Source organism: Stenotrophomonas sp. RIT-551, from assembly GCF_026241915.1.
Lineage (GTDB): Bacteria > Pseudomonadota > Gammaproteobacteria > Xanthomonadales > Xanthomonadaceae > Stenotrophomonas > Stenotrophomonas bentonitica_A.
Genome location: NZ_JAPJIU010000014.1, coordinates 37,980 through 56,524 on the forward strand (window position 1 = coordinate 37,980; position 18,545 = coordinate 56,524).

Consider the following 18,545-nt stretch of genomic DNA (forward strand, 5'->3'; position numbering starts at 1 on the left):
CATGGACCGGCGAGGTGAATGACACATCAAGTGCCATTCACCTGCGCACCTGCTCAGCCGTCGTGATCGCGGCGCGGGAGTTTATAGATGACCGCGCCTACCGCGAAGGCGATGCCTGCCGCCGCGATGTTCTGCCAGCTCGCGCTGGCGAACAAGCCCAGGCACAACAGCAGTGCGAGGATCGGGATCAGCGGTCCGCCGGGCAGCTTCAACGCGCCAGGGCGATCACGGAACCGGCGCGCCAGCACCAGCACCGCCGCGGCCGTGCCGATGTAGGCGAACAGGCGCGTGGTCATCGACAGCAGCGCCAGCTGCACGAACGAACCGGACAGGGCCAGCGCCAGGGCGATCAGTCCCTGCGCGATGATCGCCGCCGCCGGGGTGCGGAAGCGCGGATGCACCTGCGCCAGGATCTTCGGCCCGTAGCCATCGCGCGCCAACGCAAACAGGAAGCGCGGACCCATCATCATCGTGTTGCTGTTGGTGCCGAGGATGGAGATCGTTGCGCCCACGGTGAGGATCAGGGCGAGGGTGAGCCCGCCGAAGCTGGCGGCGGCATCGGCCAGCGGCGTCGGCGAACTGGCCAGCCCGGCCAGCGTGCCCTGTGCGATGAACTGCACCGCGCCGTAGATCACGGTGACGGTGATGATCATGGTGATCAGGGCGAAGGGAATATCGCGGCGCGGGTTCTTGTACTCACCGGCAGCGGCCGGGATGTTTTCGAAACCGGCATAGGCATACAGCAGCAGGAGTGCTGCTTCGCCCATGCGCCGCAGATCGTGTGGGTCAGGGCGTACGCCGGAGAAGGCCAGGTCGGTATCCACGTAGAACGCGCCGATCGCCACGAACAGCACCAGCGGCAGCAGCTTGCCGATCACCAGGATCACACCGGTACGCGCGGCCGAGCGCACCCCGGCCACGTTCACCGCGGTGAGGAAGCCCAGCGAGACCACGATGACCGCGATACGGCCGATGTCATGCCCGGCCCAGGGCCAGAACCGCGCGACCGCATCGGCCAGTGCGTTGCTGAGCGCCGCCGCCGAGCTGATGCGGGTGAGCCAGATCATCCAGCCGATCTCGAACCCGGCAAACCGGCCGAATGCCTCGCGCGCATACAGATAGCTGCCGCCGGGCTCGTCGAAGTAGCTGGCCGCCTGCGCATAGCAGAGCACCAGCAGGGCGACCACGATGCCCGCCGCGACCACCCCCCACAGGCTGAAAGGACCGAGCAGGGCGACGGTGGCCGCCGGCAGCAGGTAGATGCCACTGCCGATCACATCGTTGATCGAAAGGCCGACGATCTGCCAGCGGCTGACCGCGCGTTCGAGTTGCGGGTCGGGCGGCGCGGTGCTCAATGCACGCTCCCGGCCAGCACGGGCAGCTGCCATTCGGCCTGCAGGCGCTGGTATTCCGCGCGCGGCAACAGTACGAAGCGCGGCCGCGCGCTGGCGTCCAGCCACGCAAGCAGCGTGGTCATGCGCGCCGGGTCCATCGCGGTGCAACCCGCGGTCGCCTCACCGGGTGTGCGCCACAGGTGGGCGAAGATGCAGCTGCCACGGCCGGGCGTCGCTTTCGGGTTGTGCTCGATGACGAAGCCTTCGCGGTAGCGCACGTCGCCCTTGTTGTGCAGGTCCAGCCGCATCGGTTCGGTCGAGCCTTCCACCGCATCGGCACCGACCACCTCGGCATCGACGATGCGGTTGTAGTACGGCGAGTCCGGCACGTCCATGCAGTAACTGGTGTCGCGCATCGGCTGGTAGGGCAGGCCGCTGGTGACGCCGCGCGCATAGCCGAAGGCCGGGCCGACCGCGAAGATGCCGGCCGGGCTGCGGCCATCGCCTTCCTGCTTCCGTGGCGTCCCGGACTGGGCCGGATGCAGCCCTTCGCCCCATGCGCTGCCGCTGCGGCCCACGGCAACATCGAAGGCGGCGCCGTGCGGCTGCCAGCCCTTCGCGGTGCGCTCGAAGGCCTGCAGCTTGCCCTGGGTGGCATCCCAGCCCTCGGTGGTGACCACGACCAGCTGCGTGCTGCCCTCCAGCGCGGCGGCGAACACGGGGGCGGCGATGACCAGCATCACGGCGGCGGTGACGGAGCGGAACAGCGGCATCATCGTGGCGGACTCCAGGATCAGCTGTCGATCAAATGTTCGATCCGTTCCAGGTTCACCCCGAGCTGGCGGTGGCGGTCCGGGTTGGCGTGGCACAGCAGGACGAAGACGAAATCCAGCAGCGCCTGCAGAGAAGAACGGTACAGCAGTTGCGCCACGTGCGGCGCCGGGTCATGCGCGCACAGCACCAGGCTGGCATCGGCATGGGCGCGCAAGGGGTTGGCGCTGTGGCGGGTGATCGACACCACCTTGCCGCCCATGTCCTGGAATTGGCGCGACAGCTGGAACAGCTGTGGCAGCTTGCCGAATTCGGAGAACACCAGCATCGCGTCCCCGGGCCGTGCGGCCGAGAGGTTGGCCATCATCAGGATCGGGTCGGCGTGGTGCACGGTAAGCATGCCCAGCAGCGACAGGCGCATGGCGAATTCGCGGGCGTACAGGCCGTCATCGCCCAGGCCGTAGACGAACACCTTGGGCGCGCCATCGATCAGCTGCACGATCGCTTCGATGTCGGCCTGGGGATTGGCCAGCCAGGTTTCTTCCTCGGCGGCGGCCTTGCTCACGCGCAGGCGCTCGGCGATCTGGGTGTAGTCGTTGGCGGCCTCTGGGAGCGGCGGGCGGCTGTGCGGGTCGCTGCCGGCGCGGGCGACGGCCTCGCCGATGGAGTACTTGAGGTCCGGATAGCCCTTGAAGCCCAGTTTCTGGCTGAACTTGACCACGCTGGACTGGCTGATGCCCAAGGCGCTGGCCAGCTGCTGGGAGGAGTAATCGCGCAGGAGGTGGGCGTTGTCGAGGATGAAGTCGGCGATGCGGCGTTCGATCGCCGACATGTGGTCACGCTCGGAGCGGATTTTCACCAGGGGCGGCATGGGGAGGGCGTCAGATCCGGTAGAGCCACCCCATGGGTGGCTGCGGCAGGTGGGATTGCGCGAACGGCAGCCACGCATGGCGTGGCTCTACCGTAGGCGACCGGCGAGGCGGATACAACGGTCACCACCGCCGCGGCGTGATCATCTCCAGCCCACGCACCTCGGTGATGCCCAACCCGGGCGCATCGCTGATGGTGATCTCCGATTCGTTGAAGTTGACCCCACCGGTCACCGGGTTGAACTGGCCCAGCGACGGCCCATCCAGATCCACCTTGGTGATGATGTCGCTCTTGGCGACGGCCAGGTGCACGGCGGCGGCCACGGAGATGCTCGATTCGATCATGCAGCCGATCATGCATGGCACGCCGTAGATCGCGGCGATGTCGGCGATGCGGATCGCATTGGAGAGGCCGCCGGTCTTCATCAGCTTGATGTTGATGATGTCGGCCGCGCGCTGCTGGATCAGGTCGAACACCTGGCCGGGATTGAACACGCTTTCATCGGCCATCACCGGGGTGTTGACCCGGTCGGTGACGTACTTCAGGCCGCTGATGTCGGCGGCCTTCACCGGCTGCTCCAGCAGTTCCAGCACCACGCCGGCCTCTTCCAGCGCCCGCATCGCGTGCACGGCCTGCTTGGCGGTCCAGCCCTGGTTGGCATCCAGGCGCAGCAGGGCGCGACCCTGCACGGCGGCGTGGATCGCCTTGACCCGCTCGACATCCAGGCCGATGTCCTTGCCGACCTTGATCTTCAACGACTCGAAGCCGCGCTCGATCGCCGAGAGCGAGTCGGCCACCATCTTGTCGATGTAGTCCACGCTGATGGTGATGTCGGTGGTGATCACCGGGTCGCCGCCACCCAGCATCCGGTACAGCGGCGCGTTATGCAGCTGCGCCCACAGATCGTAGACCGCGATCTCCACCGCCGCCTTGGCGCTGGTGTTGCGCTCCATCGAGGTCTGGATCAGGCCGCAGAGCCGGTTGAGGTTGGCCACGTCCTCGCCGATCAGGCGCGGTTTGATGAAGCCGTCGATGGCCTCGATGATCGAGCCATGCGTGTCGCCGGTGATCACCGCCGTGGCCGGCGCTTCACCGTAGCCGGTATGGCCGCTGTCGGTGCGGATCAGCACGACCACGTCTTCGACGGTGTCCACGGTGCGCAGCGCGGTCTTGAACGGGGTCTTCAACGGCACGCGCAGCATGCCGAGTTCGATGTCGGTGATCTTCATTCAGGGGGTCTGTGGCCGAAGGCGCTGGATGTTGGTGATGCGGTCGATGTAGCTCACGGTATCGCTGGCCATCATCGGCTCCAGCGGAGTGACCGACACGCCGTTGAGGTGGGCCTGCACGCGCTTGCCATCCGCGCCGATCCAGCCACCGCCAGCGGTATCGTGGATCAGCCAGGTGCGGCCGTCGATGTGGCCGATCGCCATCATCACGTGGCCAGGGATGTAGACCAGGTCGCCGACCTGCAGCTGCTGGACGGCCGTGTCGCGCGTGGCTTTCCCGTCCTTCGCGCTGAAGGCGATGCGGTCCAGCGCCGGGCTGACCGCCTGTGCGCTGGTATTGCGCGGCATCAACACGCCGACGCTGCGGTAGATCTCAGAGACGAAGCCACTGCAGTCCCGGGTGTCGTAGTCGTGGCCCCAGCCGTAGCGCTCGCCGAGGAACTTGAAGGCCTGGGTCAGCAGCGTCCGCGGGGTCAGCGGCAGATAGTCGTCGGCGGTGTCCTGCGAGCGCGGCAGCAGTGCCGGCACCAGTGACAGGCGGCCATCGGCCTCGCGCACCGGCAACTGCACCACATGCGCGGCGTGGGCCTGCTGGCCGTTGACGGTCTTCTCCAGCGGCCAGTCGGCGATCACCGGCAGGCGCACGCCCATGTCCAGCTGCAGCCGCGACACGCGCGGCTCCTCCGGCGTGTAGGCGGTGAACGCGGTGGCCCCGGTGACCACACGGTACGGGCCATGCTGGCCGTAGCCGAGCACGGTGTCGGCGTCGCCGATGCCGACGAAGCGCTTCTCGATCCACGCCGAGTAGCGTTCGCTGGTGATGAACAGCCAGCGCCCGTCAGCGCTTTCATGCAGCACCGCCACCGCGTCGCCGGGGAACAACGCCGACTCCTGGAAGCGGTCGATGTCGGTGTCGCCCTGGCTGCTGAACACCCGCAGCGCGGTCGGGAACGCGCGCAGCGCGGCGCGATGGGTGACCAGGCCATACTGCAGCGGGCGCTGCGCCGGAACCGCGGCGAGTGCCAGGTTGGCCAGGGTCTCGCTGCGCTGCCGGTCGCTGATGGTCTTGCCATCCTGGCCGTACAAGGTGCGCTCGGGCCACCTGGAGAGCGATTGGATGCTGCCCAGCACCTGCTCGCGCGGCAGCTGCGCCGGCAACGCGCGCAGATCGTGGATCGAGGTGTCCTCGGCACGCATGCGGGCGTTCTGTGCGGCGATACCGGCGCGATCGAGGATCACGCGGTCCGGATCGGGCAGGCGGTCGGCCCAGAAGCCGGGCGCGAGATAGGCCTCGCGCAGGGCGATCACCCCGCCGAAGTCGGCGCCGGGTGCGGCACGCGGCGCCGCGGCCCACGCAGGTGCCAGCGTGGCCGCAAGGACCGCCGCCAGCACGGCGCGCGACAGCCAGCGGGACCGCACAGGGCGGTGGGGGGAAGCCTGGATCATCACGCGGTCACCCTCCTCGGAAGCGTCAAGAATATTTATTCCTTTTTTCGGCGAAAGCAAGAATAAATTATTGACCGGCTATCAGGCCCGTGTTACACAGCGATTACCCCACCCGCACCTTGGGAAGTGTCGCCGTGGATCCTGTGATGCGCAAACCGCGATTGCCTCTGCCTGCTGTCTGGTGCCTGTGCGCTGGTCTGCTGGCGATGCCGTGGGGGCTGGCCGCTGCGCCGGTCGCGCTGCCGACGGTGATCGCCGGCATCGACCGCGGTGCGTTCGCGCAGGCCGAGGCCGACATCGCTGCGGCGTTGCAGGATCCGAGCCTGTCGGATGCCGAGCGTCAGGCCTATGCCTTCGAGCGCGAGCGGATGCGCCGCCTGCGACTGGACTTCACCCTGGACGCGGCGGCGGCCAAGGCGCAGCTGCGCAAGCAGATTCCCGACCTTCACGATGACGAATTCGCGCGCTGGGATTCTGCCGGCCTGATCGAACACCTGGATATCGATGGCCAGCGCCGCTATTTCAAGCGCGCGCCGTCCAACCTGTTCCGGATCAGCGCCGAGGCGCGCGCCCGGCGGGCACCCGGGGTCCCGCTGCCGAAGGAGGGCCCCTATGAGCATCTGCACCCGCACCATGAGGAGATCGTCGCGGCCGCCCGTGCTACGGGCGCGACCAGCCTGGTGCCGCGCCGCATCGAGGTGACCCAGTCGCTGGTGGTCAAGCCCGATGCCGTGCCGGCCGGGGAAACCATCCGTGCATGGATTCCCTACCCACGTGCCATCGCCGGCCAGCAGGAAGACATCACCTGGGTCGCGAGTACGCCTGACCGCGCCCAGGTGGCGCCTGACAGTGCGCTGCAACGCACCGCCTACCTGGAACGCAATGCGGTGGCCGGCACCCCGACCGAGTTCCAGATCCGCTACGCGGTCACCGTGTACGCGCGGCACATCACGATCGATCCTGCCAGGGTCCAGCCCACGCCGGACGATCCCGCGCTGAAGCCGTACCTCGCCGAGCAGGCGCCGCACGTGGTGTTCACCCCGGCGTTGCGCGCGTTCTCGCAGCAGGTGGTCGGCACCGAAACCGATCCCTTCCAGATCGTCCAGAAGCTGTTCGACGCCGTGGACCGGATTCCATGGGCCGGCGCCCGCGAGTACGCCACGATCTCCAACATCAGCGACTACGCGCTGCACGCCGGTCACGCCGATTGCGGGCAGCAGACGCTGCTGCTGATCGCGCTGTTGCGCCTGAACGGCATCCCCGCGCGCTGGCAGTCGGGCATGGTCTATTCCGACGATGCGGTCGGCTACAACAACCTGCATGACTGGGGCGCGCTGTACCTGGCGCCCTACGGCTGGGTACCGATGGATGTCACCACCGGGCGCCTGGACAGCCCGCAGCCCGCGCTGCGCGATTTCTATCTGGGTGGGCTGGATGCCTATCGCATCGCCTTCAACGACGACTACGCCCAGCCACTGGTGCCGGCCAAGCAGTACTTCCGGTCGGACACGGTGGATTCCCAGCGCGGCGAGGCCGAGTGGTCCGGCGGCAACCTGTATTTCGATCAATGGAACTACGACGTCCAGTCGCACGTGGTGCCACTGGAGGCCAAGCGGTAAACGGCGGTATCCACGATTCCACATCTGCAGGAGAGAGCAGGGAATGAACGTAAATCGATTGAAGCGGGCAGCGCTGTGCGTTGCGCTCGGGGCGTGTCTGGGCAGCCTGGTACCGATGAGTGCTTCGGCACAGAATGTCAGCGGTGCCGTCGCCGGGCGCGCCACTGCGGGTGACCAGGTTACGGTCGTCAGCAACGCGACCGGCCTGACCCGGACAGTGACGGCCAGCGCCGACGGCAGCTATCGCCTGGGCCAGCTGCCGGTGGGCGACTACCAGCTGCAGGTGAGCCGCGATGGCCAGAAGCTCGGCGAGCCGTTCGCGGTCAGTGTTGCGGTCGGCGGTACGACCACCGTCAACCTGGCCAGCAGTGGCGGCGTGGTCAACCTCGATGCGCTGCAGGTGGTCGGCACCCGCGTCGTCAATCGCGTGGACGTGTATTCCACGGAAACCTCGTTCAACGTGAACCGCCAGGAGCTCTCGCGCCTGCCGGTCGCGCAGGATCTGTCGGCGGTGGCGCTGCTGGCGCCGGGCGTGGTGGGCGGTAATTCTTCGTTCGGCGGGCTGTCCTTCGCCGGTTCCTCGGTGGCCGAGAACGCGGTGTTCATCAACGGCCTGAACGTCACCGACATGTATACCCGCCGCGGCTTCTCCAGCGCGCCATTCGGCTTCTTCAACGAATTCCAGGTCAAGACCGGCGGCTATTCGGTCGAATTCGGCCGCTCCACCGGCGGTGTGATCAATGCAGTCACCCGCTCGGGCACCAACGAGTTCCAGGGCGGTGTGGAGGTGACGGCCGAGCCCAGCGCATGGCGGTCCAGCCCGCGTGATCACTTCCACCGCGATGGCACCCCGCACTCCTACGCAAGCCGCGACAACAACTCGTTCCTGAAGACCAACGTGTGGGGGTCCGGCCCGATCATCAAGGACAAGCTGTTCCTGTTCGCGATGTATGAGGACCGCAACGACACCGGCCACAACACCTCCTCCGATGCGCTGAGCTGGTTCAAGAACAAGAGCGACAACGGCTTCTGGGGCGCCAAGCTGGACTGGAACATCAACGACAACCACAGCCTGGCACTGCTGGCCTTCTCCGACGAAGGCGAGATCACCAACGGCGCGTACAACTACGACTGGGATGACGACCAGATCGGCGCGTGGGGCGGTGATTCGGTCACCGAGACCGGTGGCAAGAACTGGTCGGCGACGTACACCGGTCACTTCGGCGAAAACTTCACCGCGCGCGCCATGGTGGGCGAGAACAACCAGCGGGCCTTCACCAACTCCTCGCTCGATGAGGCGTGCAGCCCGGTGTTCACCGATGCCAGCTATGCCTCCCGCCTGGGCAAGCTCAACGGCCTGCGCGCAGGCTGCCACCCTACCGGTGCCGCGGTTGCCGAGCGCGACGACACGCGCGAGGTGGCCCGCCTGGACTTCGAATGGCAGCTGGGCACGCATCTGCTGCGCTTCGGCGTGGACCGTGAGTTGATGACCACCGAGCAGTCCACCCGCTACCCGGGCCCGACCCAGCTCAGCTATACCGCCTACGTGGCCCGCCCGGGTGATGAGGTATGGGACGGCGCCAATGCCTATGTTCCGGCCGGCGTGACCGAGATGCTGCGCGCGCGCAATCGTGTCTCCGGTGGCACCTTCGAGACCGAGGCCAACGCCTTCTACCTGGAAGACATCTGGAACATCACCCCGAACCTGATGTTGAACCTCGGCGTGCGCTGGGACCGCTTCGAGAACCGCACCGCCGATGGCGACGCCTTCATCAAGATGGATGACCTGATCGCACCGCGCTTCGGCTTCTCCTGGGACATGAAGGGCGATGGCAGCACCAAGCTGTTCGGCAACGCCGGCCGTTACTACCTGCCGGTGACCAACAACATCAACGTCAACTTCGCCGGTGGCCTCACCGACGAGTACTCCTACTACGTGCTCAACGGCTGGCAGCAGCAGGCCAACCCGGTCACCGGCGCGCCTTTCATGGCCCCGGTCATCGGCCAGCAGATCGGCCCGGTCGATACCCGCATGAACACCGGCGCGGCCGACCTGCGCCAGAGCGTGGACAAGGACCTGAAGGCGGTCTACCAGGATGAGTACATCCTCGGCTTCCAGACCATGATCAACCAGGCCTGGTCGTGGGGCGTCAACGCGACCTACCGCAAGATGGACCGCGCGCTGGATGACATGCGCATCAACCACACCCCGTGCGGGCCGACCGGCACCACCCTGTGGCCGATCGCCAACCCGGGCGAGAGCCTGACGATCTGGGGCGACTCCAGCATCGGCTGCGCCACCGAGGGCTGGATCACCATCGATACCTCCAAGGATGGCTACCGCAAGGGCGGCAGCCTGGAGGTGGTCGGCTACTCCAAGCCCAAGCGCACCTACAAGGCCCTGGAGTTCCAGATCGACCGCGCGTGGGATGAAAAGTGGCTGTTCAACGCGTCCTACCTGTGGTCGCGCAGCGACGGCAACTTCGAAGGCCCGGTCAACTCGGACACCAACTACGGCGACACCGGCATGGTCCAGCATTGGGATCATCCGTCCAACAACCAGCGCTACGGGCCGTTGTTCAACGACTTCCGCCATCAGTTCAAGTTCCGCGCCGCCTATGCGCTGAACGAGCAGTGGTCGTTCGGCACCACGCTGCAGGTACTGTCCGGTGGCCCGATCACGGCGTTCGGCGTGATGTGGCCCAACGATACGGTCGCCGGTGGCAGCACCTCCAGCGAAGGCAGCGGCGGCGGCACAGGCTGGCTGTGCGTGGCGAACTGTTCGGGGTCGTATGACCAGCGCCAGTTCGAGTACAGCCCACGTGGTGCCTTCGGTCGCCTGCCGTGGACGTGGACCATGGGCGCCAACGTCACCTGGCGCCTGCCGGTGGAGGGCATCGACCTGAGCGCACGCCTGTCGGTCTACAACCTGTTCAACAACCAGACCGTCATCAACGTGCACCAGCGTTATGAAGCCCAGCCGGGCCAGGTGCGCGAGAACACCTTCAACACCGGCACCCGCTGGCAGGCACCGCGCTACACGCAGCTGATGGTGACCTGGAACTTCTGATCCGGCGCGTACGTGGCAGGTGCCGACAGTGGGTCGGCACCTGCCTTCCACGGGCGGCTTCGGTTGCACGCCCTCCGGTCATGACGAGGGACGCCATGCTGTCACGCACCTCACCGCGTATCCCATCCCGCCTTCTCACGCTTGGCCTGTCCTGCACCCTGGCCATCGCGCCCGGCGCATGGGCAGCCGATCCGGCTGACACCTTCAATCGGCTGCTCGATCAGGCTGTCACCCATGAACACCTGCCCGGCATCGCCATGGCCGTGGTCGAAGACGGGGACGTTGTCTTCACCGGCACCCGTGGTGAGCGCCAGGCCGGGCAGGGTGAGGCCATCAACCCGGACACCCTGTTCAAGATCGCCTCCAACAGCAAGGCGATGACCGCCGCGCTGCTGGCCCGGCTGGTCGACCGCGGTCTCCTGCGCTGGGACGACCCGGTCATCAAGTACCTGCCGCAGTTCCGCATGCATGACCCGTGGGTGACGCAGCAGATGCAGGTGCGCGACCTGCTGATCCACAACAGCGGCCTGGGCCTGGGGGCGGGCGATCTGATGCTGTGGCCCGAGCCGAACCGCTTCACCCGGCAGGACATCATCGCCGGGCTGGCCCACCTCAAGCCGGTCACCAGCTTCCGCAGCGGCTATGCCTACGACAACCTGATGTATGTGGTGGCGGGTGAAGTCGCTGCTGCCGCCGGCGGCAAGCCCTACGATCAACTGCTGCGCGAGGAGGTCTTCGTGCCGTTGGGGATGGATCGCTGCCAGGTCGGCGCGTGGTCGGTAACGGCGGTCGGCAATGTTGCCCAGCCGCATACACGGAAGGACGGTCGCAGCGTGGTGCGCGGTGGCGATGGTGACCTCAGTCCCGATCTGACTTCGATGGCCGCCGGCGGCATCCGTTGCAGCCTGCGCGACATGACCCGCTGGATGCAGGTGCTGCTCGATCCCGCGCGCGTGCCCGGGTGGCTGGGTGCGGTGCAGCGCCGCGCGCTGTGGACCGCGCACATGCCGATGCCACTGGGCGAGCGGCAGCGCCGCTGGGACGACGCGCACGTCTCCGCCTATGGCTATGGCTGGCGCCTGTCGGACATGGACGGGCAGTGGAAGGTGGCCCATACCGGCACGCTGTCTGGCATGTACTCCTCGCTCGCGCTGCTGCCGGACCGCAAGGTGGGCGTGGTGATCCTGATCAACAGCGACGCCGAAGATGCACGCACCGCGCTGATGCAGGCGGCGTTGAAGCACTACACCGCGCCGGATGACGGTGCAGATGTGGAGCACTATCTGTCCCTGCTCGCGCAGGAGCGCGCCGGGCGCCGCGAGGCCGGGCAGGTACGCCCGGATACCCGTGCGCGTCGTCCGGCCCCGCTTCGCACTACGGCGGCCGCGCAGGGCCGCTATCGCGACCCATGGCTGGGCGAGGCCCTGCTCTGCCCGCAGCAGGGCACGCTGCGCTTCAGCGTGGCCAAGTCGCCGAGGCTGCGTGGCCAGGTCATGCAGCTCGGGGAGCGCTGGCTGGTGCAGTGGGATACGCTCGGGGCCGATGCCGAGCCGTGGTTGCAATTGCAGCCGGGTGCGCCGCCCACCTTGACCTTGGCCGCGATCGATCCGGAGATCGACTTCAGTTATGACTACCAGGACCTGCACTTCTCCCGCGTCGGCGATTGCCCGTAGCACGCTGCTGTTGGCGCTGCTGGCAGGCAGTGCCCACGCGGCGGCGGCGGTCACCGTCTCGCCGGCCCGCGACGTGGCCGAGGCCGGGCTGGTCGATATCCGCACACTGGCACCGGCAATCGAGCAGGACATCCGCTACGCCGGCGTGGACAACTTCACCGGCCGGCGCGTGCCCGGCTATGACGCGCCCAAGTGCTATCTGCTCGCCCCGGCGGCCACCGCGCTGGCCCAGGTGGAGGCCGACCTGCGCGCCGAAGGCTTCGCGCTGCGTCTCTTTGATTGCTACCGCCCGGCCCACGCGGTGAAGGCCTTCGTGGCCTGGGCGCACGACCCGCACGAGCAGTCGCGCAAGGCCCTGCAGTATCCGGACATCGACAAGCCGGCCCTGCTGGGCGGTTACATCGCCGAGACTTCCGGCCACAGCCGCGCCGCCACCGTGGACCTGACCCTGCTCGATTGCCGCACGGGTCCCTGCGCCCCCATGGACATGGGCACCGACTTCGATTTCTTTGGCCCGCGTGCGCATACCGATGCGCCGGAGATCGGTGAGGTGCAGCGCCGCCACCGCCAGCAGCTGCGCCAGGCGATGGCCCGGCGCGGCTTCGCCAACTACCCGATGGAGTGGTGGCACTTCACCCTGCAGCCCGAGCCGGCGCCGACCACCGCCTACGACGTGCCGGTCCGCTGAGGCGCACCGCTACACTGTGCGCTGACCGCCTGATCGGACCACGATGAACCTGCCGCTGCATTTTGGATTGCTGGGAACGCTGGAAGCGGGCCTGATCGCGCTGCTGGTCGGGCTGCTGGTCTATGCGCTGTGGCATCGACTGTGCCGCTGGGCCGGGTGGACCGACGGGCACGCGATCGGCTGGGCCTGCGTGATCGCGGTCGTGGCCTCGGCCGGCATCGATGCGTGGAACCTGTTCTACATGGGCATGATGCGGCTGGAGTCGCCGCTGTACGCCCGGTTGTTCCTGGCCAGCATCCACGATCCGAACGAGCTGGGCTCACGCGTGGTGCTCGAAGTGGCCGGCGCGATCGGCGGTGTCGCACTGGGGTGGCTTGTGTTCAGTTCCCGCTCAGCCGGAAAAAACAGCAACGCCGCGTGAGATTGCGTTCGCATCCGGTTAAATCCGCCGCCGTTGAATGCCTGTGTTACCAACTGCTCACCTGCGGCTAACCACTGCGGTAATGCACGCGTTCGGGGAGGTGGTTAAGACGGCGTGCGCAGTGCGATCAAGGGGCAATTTCGATTCACAAACGGGGTGGCAGTGTGGGGCCGTGCGGAAACAACAGGCCGCGCAACACATAACCAAGGAGACCACCCCAATGACTACTCGCATCCGCAAGCCCCTGATCGCCCTGATCGTCGCCGCAGGCAGTGTGCTGGCCATTCCGGCGATGGCCCAGTCGGCGCAGCACAGTGCCGCGCAGGCCCAGAATCAGGCCGCCCAGGCACAGCAGGCGGCGGCGCAGGCCGGTGACGCAGCAGATACCGCTGCCAACGCTGCAGCCCAGGCCTCCGCGCAGGCCAACGGGGGCGGTGGCCAGACCTGGGCCAGCGTTGATACCGACGGCAACGGCACCATCAGCAAGGCCGAGGCACAAGTGAACGCGGGCCTTGCCCAGGTGTTCGACCAGGCCGACACCAACAAGGACGGCGAGCTCTCGCCGGATGAATACAAGGCGTACGTGGCTGCCCAGCAGGGCAAGGCCGCAGATACCGGCGCCCAGCAGAGCAGGTAAGGACCGGGGACACCGGTAGCGCAGTGAGGGGGAAAGGGCGGCTTCGGCCGCCCTTTCTTTATGTGCCGCCGGGGTGGGGCGGCTGCGCCGCTGTTGGTATCCTTGGCCGATGATGACTTCCCTGCCCACGCCGCAAGGCGCTATCGGCCTGGTTGGTTTTGACGGTGATGACACGCTGTGGAAGAGCGAGGATTACTACCGCAAGGCCGAGCAGGACTACCTCGACATCCTGTCGCGCTATATCGACGTGCACGACACCCAGACCGCGCGCCACCTGCTGGAAGTGCAGCAGCGCAATCTCGGCGTGTTCGGCTATGGGGTGAAGGGCATGACCCTGTCGATGGTCGAAGCGGCCATCGAGATCACCAACCAGACCATCAGCGCCCGCGACCTGCAGCAGATGCTCGACATCGGCCATGACACCCTGCGCCACCCGGTGGAGCTGATCGATGGCGTGCGTGAGTCGGTCACCGAGATCGCCCGTGACTATCCGGTCGTGCTGATCACCAAGGGCGACCTGTTCCACCAGGAGGCCAAGATCAAGCTGGCCAACCTGCGCGACCTGTTCCCGCGCATCGAGATCGTCTCCGAGAAAGACCCGGAAACCTACGCCCGCGTGCTGGAGGAGTTCGATCTGCCGATCGAGCGCTTCGTGATGGTCGGCAATTCGCTGCGCTCGGACATCGAGCCAGTGATCACCCTGGGCGGCTGGGGCATCCACACCCCGTACGCGGTGACCTGGGCGCACGAAACCCAGCATGGCGTCGCCGACGATGAACCGCGCATGGTCGATGCACCGACCGCCTTCGAGTGGCCGCAGGCGCTGCGCACCATCGAAGCCAAGGCGGCGCAGGCCGGATGATGCGCGCCGGGCTGCTCGCGCTGCTGTTGATGCTGCCCTGGGCGGCGGCGGCCGAGCAGACCCCGGAGAAGTCCGCCGCCTACGTGGTGGACACCGGGGATGCCTGGGTGGATACCCAACTGCAGGACATCAACCACTACGCCGAGCGCTACCCGGACAGCTTCCTGGATGAAGTCTCGCGCTACGCCGGGGTCTCGCGCGGCTACATCGCCGCGCTGATGCACACCCACGGCTGGCAGGCGGGCGACATCTACTTCGCCTGTTTCTGGGCCCACGTGATCGAACGTTCCTGCCGCGAGAGCGTTCAGCAATGGTCGCGCGCGGTGCCGGAGGAGGGCGAGGCCAAGCGCTGGGAAGCCGTGGTCGCCGAGCTTCCGGTCACGCCGACCAACCTGCACTGGCGCGCGCTGCGCCATGCCATCGTCGCCAGCCACGATCACTGGGATCGCCCGGTAACCCTTGATGCCACGCTGCAGCGCCAGCTCGGCAACCGCGAGCAGCGCCAGCGTGCGGCGGCCAATCCGGAACCGGCCGCAGCGACGCGCTGACGCGATGATGCACCGCGCAGCCACGCATGGCGTGGCGCTACCCTGTCGCTCACCTTTGCTGCTGTGCAGATCGCCGCGCGCCACCGCCTCGGCGACAATGGCCGACTGCTGTCCCTCCCCGTGATCCGTTGCCGAGTACGTCATGAGCACCGACCGTTTCGTTTCACCCGACGATATCCGCAGCCTGTTCGCCCAGGCGATGTCCACCATGTACCGCACCGAAGTGCCGCTGTACGGCACGCTGGTCGACCTGGTGGCCGAGATCAACGACGCCGTGCTGACTGCCAACCCGGCGCTGGCCGAACAGCTGGACCGCACCGACGAACGCGCCCGCCTCGACCAGGAGCGCCATGGCGCGATCCGGGTCGGCACTGCCGGGGAACTGGCGACGTTGGGCCGCCTGTTCGCGCTGATGGGCATGTATCCGGTGGGGTATTACGACCTCTCGGTGGCCGGCGTGCCGGTGCATTCCACCGCCTTCCGCCCACGCACCGCGCAGGCGCTGGCGCGCAACCCGTTCCGCGTGTTCACCTCGCTGCTGCGGCTGGAGCTGATCGAGAATGTCGCGCTGCGTGAGCAGTCCGCTGCCATCCTCGCCCAGCGCCGGATCTTCACCGATGCCGCGCTGGCCCTGATCGAACAGGCAGAACGCGAGGGTGGCCTGGATGAAGCCGATGCGCGCCGCTTCGTCATCGAAGCGCTGGAGACCTTCCGCTGGCATGGCGATGCGACGGTTTCGCTGGCCACTTACCACGCGCTGCACGACGCGCACCGGCTGATCGCCGATGTGGTCAGCTTCCGCGGCCCGCACATCAACCACCTGACCCCGCGCACGCTGGACATCGACGCTGCGCAGGCCGGCATGCTTGCACGCGGCATCGATGCCAAGGCCGTGATCGAAGGTCCGCCACCGCGCCGCTGCCCGATCCTCCTGCGCCAGACCAGCTTCAAGGCGCTGGAAGAAACCGTGCAGTTCCCCTCTGGCGATGCAGGCGACGCCGGCACGCATACCGCGCGTTTCGGTGAGATCGAACAGCGTGGCCTCGCCCTGACGCCCAAGGGCCGCGCGCTGTATGACCAGCTGCTTGCACAGGCGCGCGACAGCGGCGGCGCCGGCAGTACCGGCCAGGACTATCCGACGCGTCTGGCGGCGGCATTCAGCGCCTTCCCGGATGACCACGACACCCTGCGCCGCGAAGGCCTGGGCTACTACCGGTACACCCTGACCGATGCTGGCCGCGCCACCCCGGCCGCAGTTGGCGACCTGCCGGCCGAAGCGCTGATCGCCGCTGGCCTGGCCAGCGCCGACCCGATCGTCTACGAAGATTTCCTGCCGGTCAGCGCCGCAGGCATCTTCCAGTCCAACCTGGGCGGCGACGAACAGCGTGCCTATGCCGCGCATGCCAACCGCGATGCCTTCGAGCAGGCGCTGGGCATGAAGGTGGAGGACGAGTTCGCCATCTACGAGCGGCTGCAGGCCGAGTCGCTGGCGAGCCTGCGGACCCGCTGACGGCGAGCGATCGCTGACCGCGCGGGGACCGCCCTGCGGACGGGATCCTGAACCACGCAGGGGCCGCTCCCCCGGGTAGTGCCGGCCGCTGGCCGGCTCCGCATGTACCAAACGCGCATCCGGGTTTGCGGACGGTAATGCCTGGAGCCGGCCAGCGGCCGGCACAACCCGGAAAGAGAACGTCGTGGTCCCTACGTCGCGACCCGGAAACAGAACGCCCCGGTAGGTACCGACCGTTGGTCGGTACCGTGCACCATCACGCCTTCATCGTGCCGGTATCGAGCCAGCGCTGGTGCCACGACAGCGCTTCGGGCAGCAGATGCGGGGTGTGCTTGCCGTAACTCTCGCGGCTGGCGCGGTCGAAGTAATCGTTCAATTGATCGCGGAAATCCGGGTGCGCGCAGTTGTCGATCACCACCCGCGCACGCTTGCGCGGCGTCAGCCCGCGCAGATCGGCCAGGCCCTGTTCGGTGACGATCACCGAGACATCGTGCTCGGTGTGATCCACATGGCTGACCATCGGCACGATCGCCGAGATGCTGCCGTTCTTCGCCGTCGAGGGGCTCAGGAACGCGGACAGGAAGCCGTTGCGCGCGAAGTCGCCCGAGCCGCCGATACCGTTCATGATGCGGCTGCCCATCACGTGGGTCGAGTTGACGTTGCCGTACAGGTCGGCCTCGATCATGCCGTTCATGCCGATGCAGCCCAGGCGGCGCACCAGCTCCGGGTGGTTCGAGATCTCCTGCGTGCGCATGATGATGCGCTCGCGGTAGAAGTCGATGTGTTCCTTGAAGGTCTCGTTCGCCTGCGGGCTCAACGCGAAGCCGGTACACGAGGCATAGCTCAGCACGCCGTCGCGCAGCAGGTCGAGCATGCCGTCCTGGATCACCTCGGTGAACGCACTCAGATCGCGGAAGCCGCTCTTGGCCAGCCCGGCCAGCACCGCGTTCGGGATGTTGCCCACGCCGCTCTGCAGCGGCAGCAGGTTGGCCGGCAGGCGCCCCTTGGCCACTTCGTGCTTGAGGAACTCGATCAGGTACTGCGCGATCTGCTCGCTGGTGGTGTCGATCGGGCTGAACGGGCTGTTGCGGTCCGGGCCGTTGGTGCGCACCACCGCCACGATCTTGTCCGGGTCGCAGCGCAGCGCGGTCTCGCCGATGCGGTCGTTGGCGTGCACCAAGGGGATCGGCTTGCGGTGCGGCGGCAGCGCGGTGCCGTAGTAGATGTCGTGCATGCCATCCACGCCGGCCGGCTGCCACTCGTTGACCTCGACGATCACCTTCTTGGCCAGGTCCAGCCAGGTCTTGTTGTTGCCGACCGAGGTGGAGGGCACCAATGAGCCATCTTCGCGGATCGCCGAGACCTCGATCACCGCCGTGTCGATCTCGCCGTAAAAACCGAACCACACGTGCTGGGCGACATGGCTGAGGTGGATGTCGATGTAATCCAGCTTGCCCTCGTTGATGCGGTTGCGCGCATCCGGGTCGCTCTGGAAGGGCATGCGCATCGCGATGCCATCGGCCTTGGCCAGCGCCCCATCCAGTTCCGGCGCGGTCGAAGCGCCGGTCATCAGGCTGATCTGGAAGGGCATTCCCTGGGCGTGCACCGCCTCGATGCGCTGCGCCAGCGCGACCGGCACCGCCTTGGGGTAGCCTGAACCGGTAAAGCCGCTCATGGCGACGGTTTCACCCGGCTGGATCAGGGCGGCGGCAGCTTCAGCGGAGACAACGCGGTCACGCAGACGCGCGTTTGCAATGCGATCGACAGACATGACGACAACGTTTCTGGGGGGATCCCCATTATCGGCGATCCATGCAGCCGCAGGGGTTCTACCTTGGTGGGATGGCGTTTTCACATCGCCGCCTCC

At 67.2% G+C, this 18,545-nt stretch carries 15 protein-coding genes; 9 read left to right on the plus strand and 6 right to left on the minus strand.

Translation table 11 applies throughout. From position 1 onward, the window contains the following. Positions 1–53: 53 nt before the first annotated feature. From ORK51_RS14975 to ORK51_RS14995, 5 genes are all read right to left on the minus strand, one after another. Complete coding sequence (locus ORK51_RS14975; protein WP_429000686.1) at positions 54–1,388, minus strand: APC family permease; 1,335 nt, start codon at positions 1,386–1,388, stop codon at positions 54–56. After that, complete coding sequence (locus ORK51_RS14980; protein WP_266085495.1) at positions 1,352–2,110, minus strand: L,D-transpeptidase family protein; 759 nt, start codon at positions 2,108–2,110, stop codon at positions 1,352–1,354. The genes ORK51_RS14975 and ORK51_RS14980 overlap by 37 nt, the downstream gene beginning before the upstream one ends. Positions 2,111–2,127: 17 nt before the next feature. Beyond that, on the minus strand, positions 2,128–2,976 hold the full coding sequence (locus ORK51_RS14985; RefSeq protein ID WP_019185971.1) for a MurR/RpiR family transcriptional regulator: 849 nt from the start codon (positions 2,974–2,976) through the stop codon (positions 2,128–2,130). Between the two features lie 121 nt (positions 2,977–3,097). Continuing rightward, the gene (locus tag ORK51_RS14990) at positions 3,098–4,204 is read right to left on the minus strand and encodes a dipeptide epimerase (protein WP_266085498.1); all 1,107 of its coding nucleotides are present in this window, start codon (positions 4,202–4,204) and stop codon (positions 3,098–3,100) included. Next, positions 4,205–5,650 (minus strand): C40 family peptidase, encoded by a 1,446-nt coding sequence (locus tag ORK51_RS14995; RefSeq protein ID WP_266085500.1) that lies wholly within the window; start codon positions 5,648–5,650, stop codon positions 4,205–4,207. A gap of 146 nt (positions 5,651–5,796) precedes the next feature. Here ORK51_RS14995 and ORK51_RS15000 point away from each other — a divergent pair, with 146 nt between their 5' ends. The 9 genes from ORK51_RS15000 to hglS all read left to right on the plus strand — a co-directional run bounded on the left by ORK51_RS15000 (position 5,797) and on the right by hglS (position 16,678). Continuing rightward, a complete protein-coding gene (locus tag ORK51_RS15000; protein WP_429000687.1) occupies positions 5,797–7,269 on the plus strand; it encodes a transglutaminase-like domain-containing protein in 1,473 nt (490 codons plus the stop codon). A gap of 43 nt (positions 7,270–7,312) precedes the next feature. Further along, positions 7,313–10,339, plus strand: coding sequence for a TonB-dependent receptor (locus ORK51_RS15005; RefSeq protein ID WP_266085504.1), 3,027 nt, complete (start codon positions 7,313–7,315; stop codon positions 10,337–10,339). A gap of 95 nt (positions 10,340–10,434) precedes the next feature. Then, a complete protein-coding gene (locus ORK51_RS15010; protein ID WP_266085506.1) occupies positions 10,435–12,012 on the plus strand; it encodes a serine hydrolase domain-containing protein in 1,578 nt (525 codons plus the stop codon). Continuing rightward, positions 11,966–12,700 carry a M15 family metallopeptidase gene (locus tag ORK51_RS15015; protein WP_261997580.1) on the plus strand — a complete coding sequence of 245 codons (735 nt, stop codon included), beginning with the start codon at positions 11,966–11,968 and terminating at the stop codon, positions 12,698–12,700. The genes ORK51_RS15010 and ORK51_RS15015 overlap by 47 nt, the downstream gene beginning before the upstream one ends. Positions 12,701–12,743: 43 nt before the next feature. Beyond that, entirely contained in the window at positions 12,744–13,121 is a 378-nt protein-coding gene (locus ORK51_RS15020) for a hypothetical protein (RefSeq protein ID WP_088434576.1), read from the plus strand. 220 nt (positions 13,122–13,341) lie between these two features. Further along, complete coding sequence (locus ORK51_RS15025; RefSeq protein WP_019185963.1) at positions 13,342–13,758, plus strand: EF-hand domain-containing protein; 417 nt, start codon at positions 13,342–13,344, stop codon at positions 13,756–13,758. Between the two features lie 109 nt (positions 13,759–13,867). After that, the gene (locus ORK51_RS15030; RefSeq protein ID WP_019185962.1) at positions 13,868–14,620 is read left to right on the plus strand and encodes an HAD family hydrolase; all 753 of its coding nucleotides are present in this window, start codon (positions 13,868–13,870) and stop codon (positions 14,618–14,620) included. Then, entirely contained in the window at positions 14,617–15,168 is a 552-nt protein-coding gene (locus tag ORK51_RS15035; protein ID WP_102788922.1) for a hypothetical protein, read from the plus strand. The genes ORK51_RS15030 and ORK51_RS15035 overlap by 4 nt, the downstream gene beginning before the upstream one ends. A gap of 142 nt (positions 15,169–15,310) precedes the next feature. Continuing rightward, positions 15,311–16,678: a 2-oxoadipate dioxygenase/decarboxylase HglS gene (gene hglS / locus ORK51_RS15040; protein WP_266085516.1), complete on the plus strand. Its 1,368-nt coding sequence runs from the start codon at positions 15,311–15,313 to the stop codon at positions 16,676–16,678. Between the two features lie 256 nt (positions 16,679–16,934). Here hglS and scpC read toward each other — a convergent pair whose 3' ends face one another. Beyond that, entirely contained in the window at positions 16,935–18,449 is a 1,515-nt protein-coding gene (gene scpC, locus ORK51_RS15045) for a succinyl-CoA:acetate CoA-transferase ScpC (protein ID WP_266085517.1), read from the minus strand. Between the last annotated feature and the right edge of the window lie 96 nt (positions 18,450–18,545).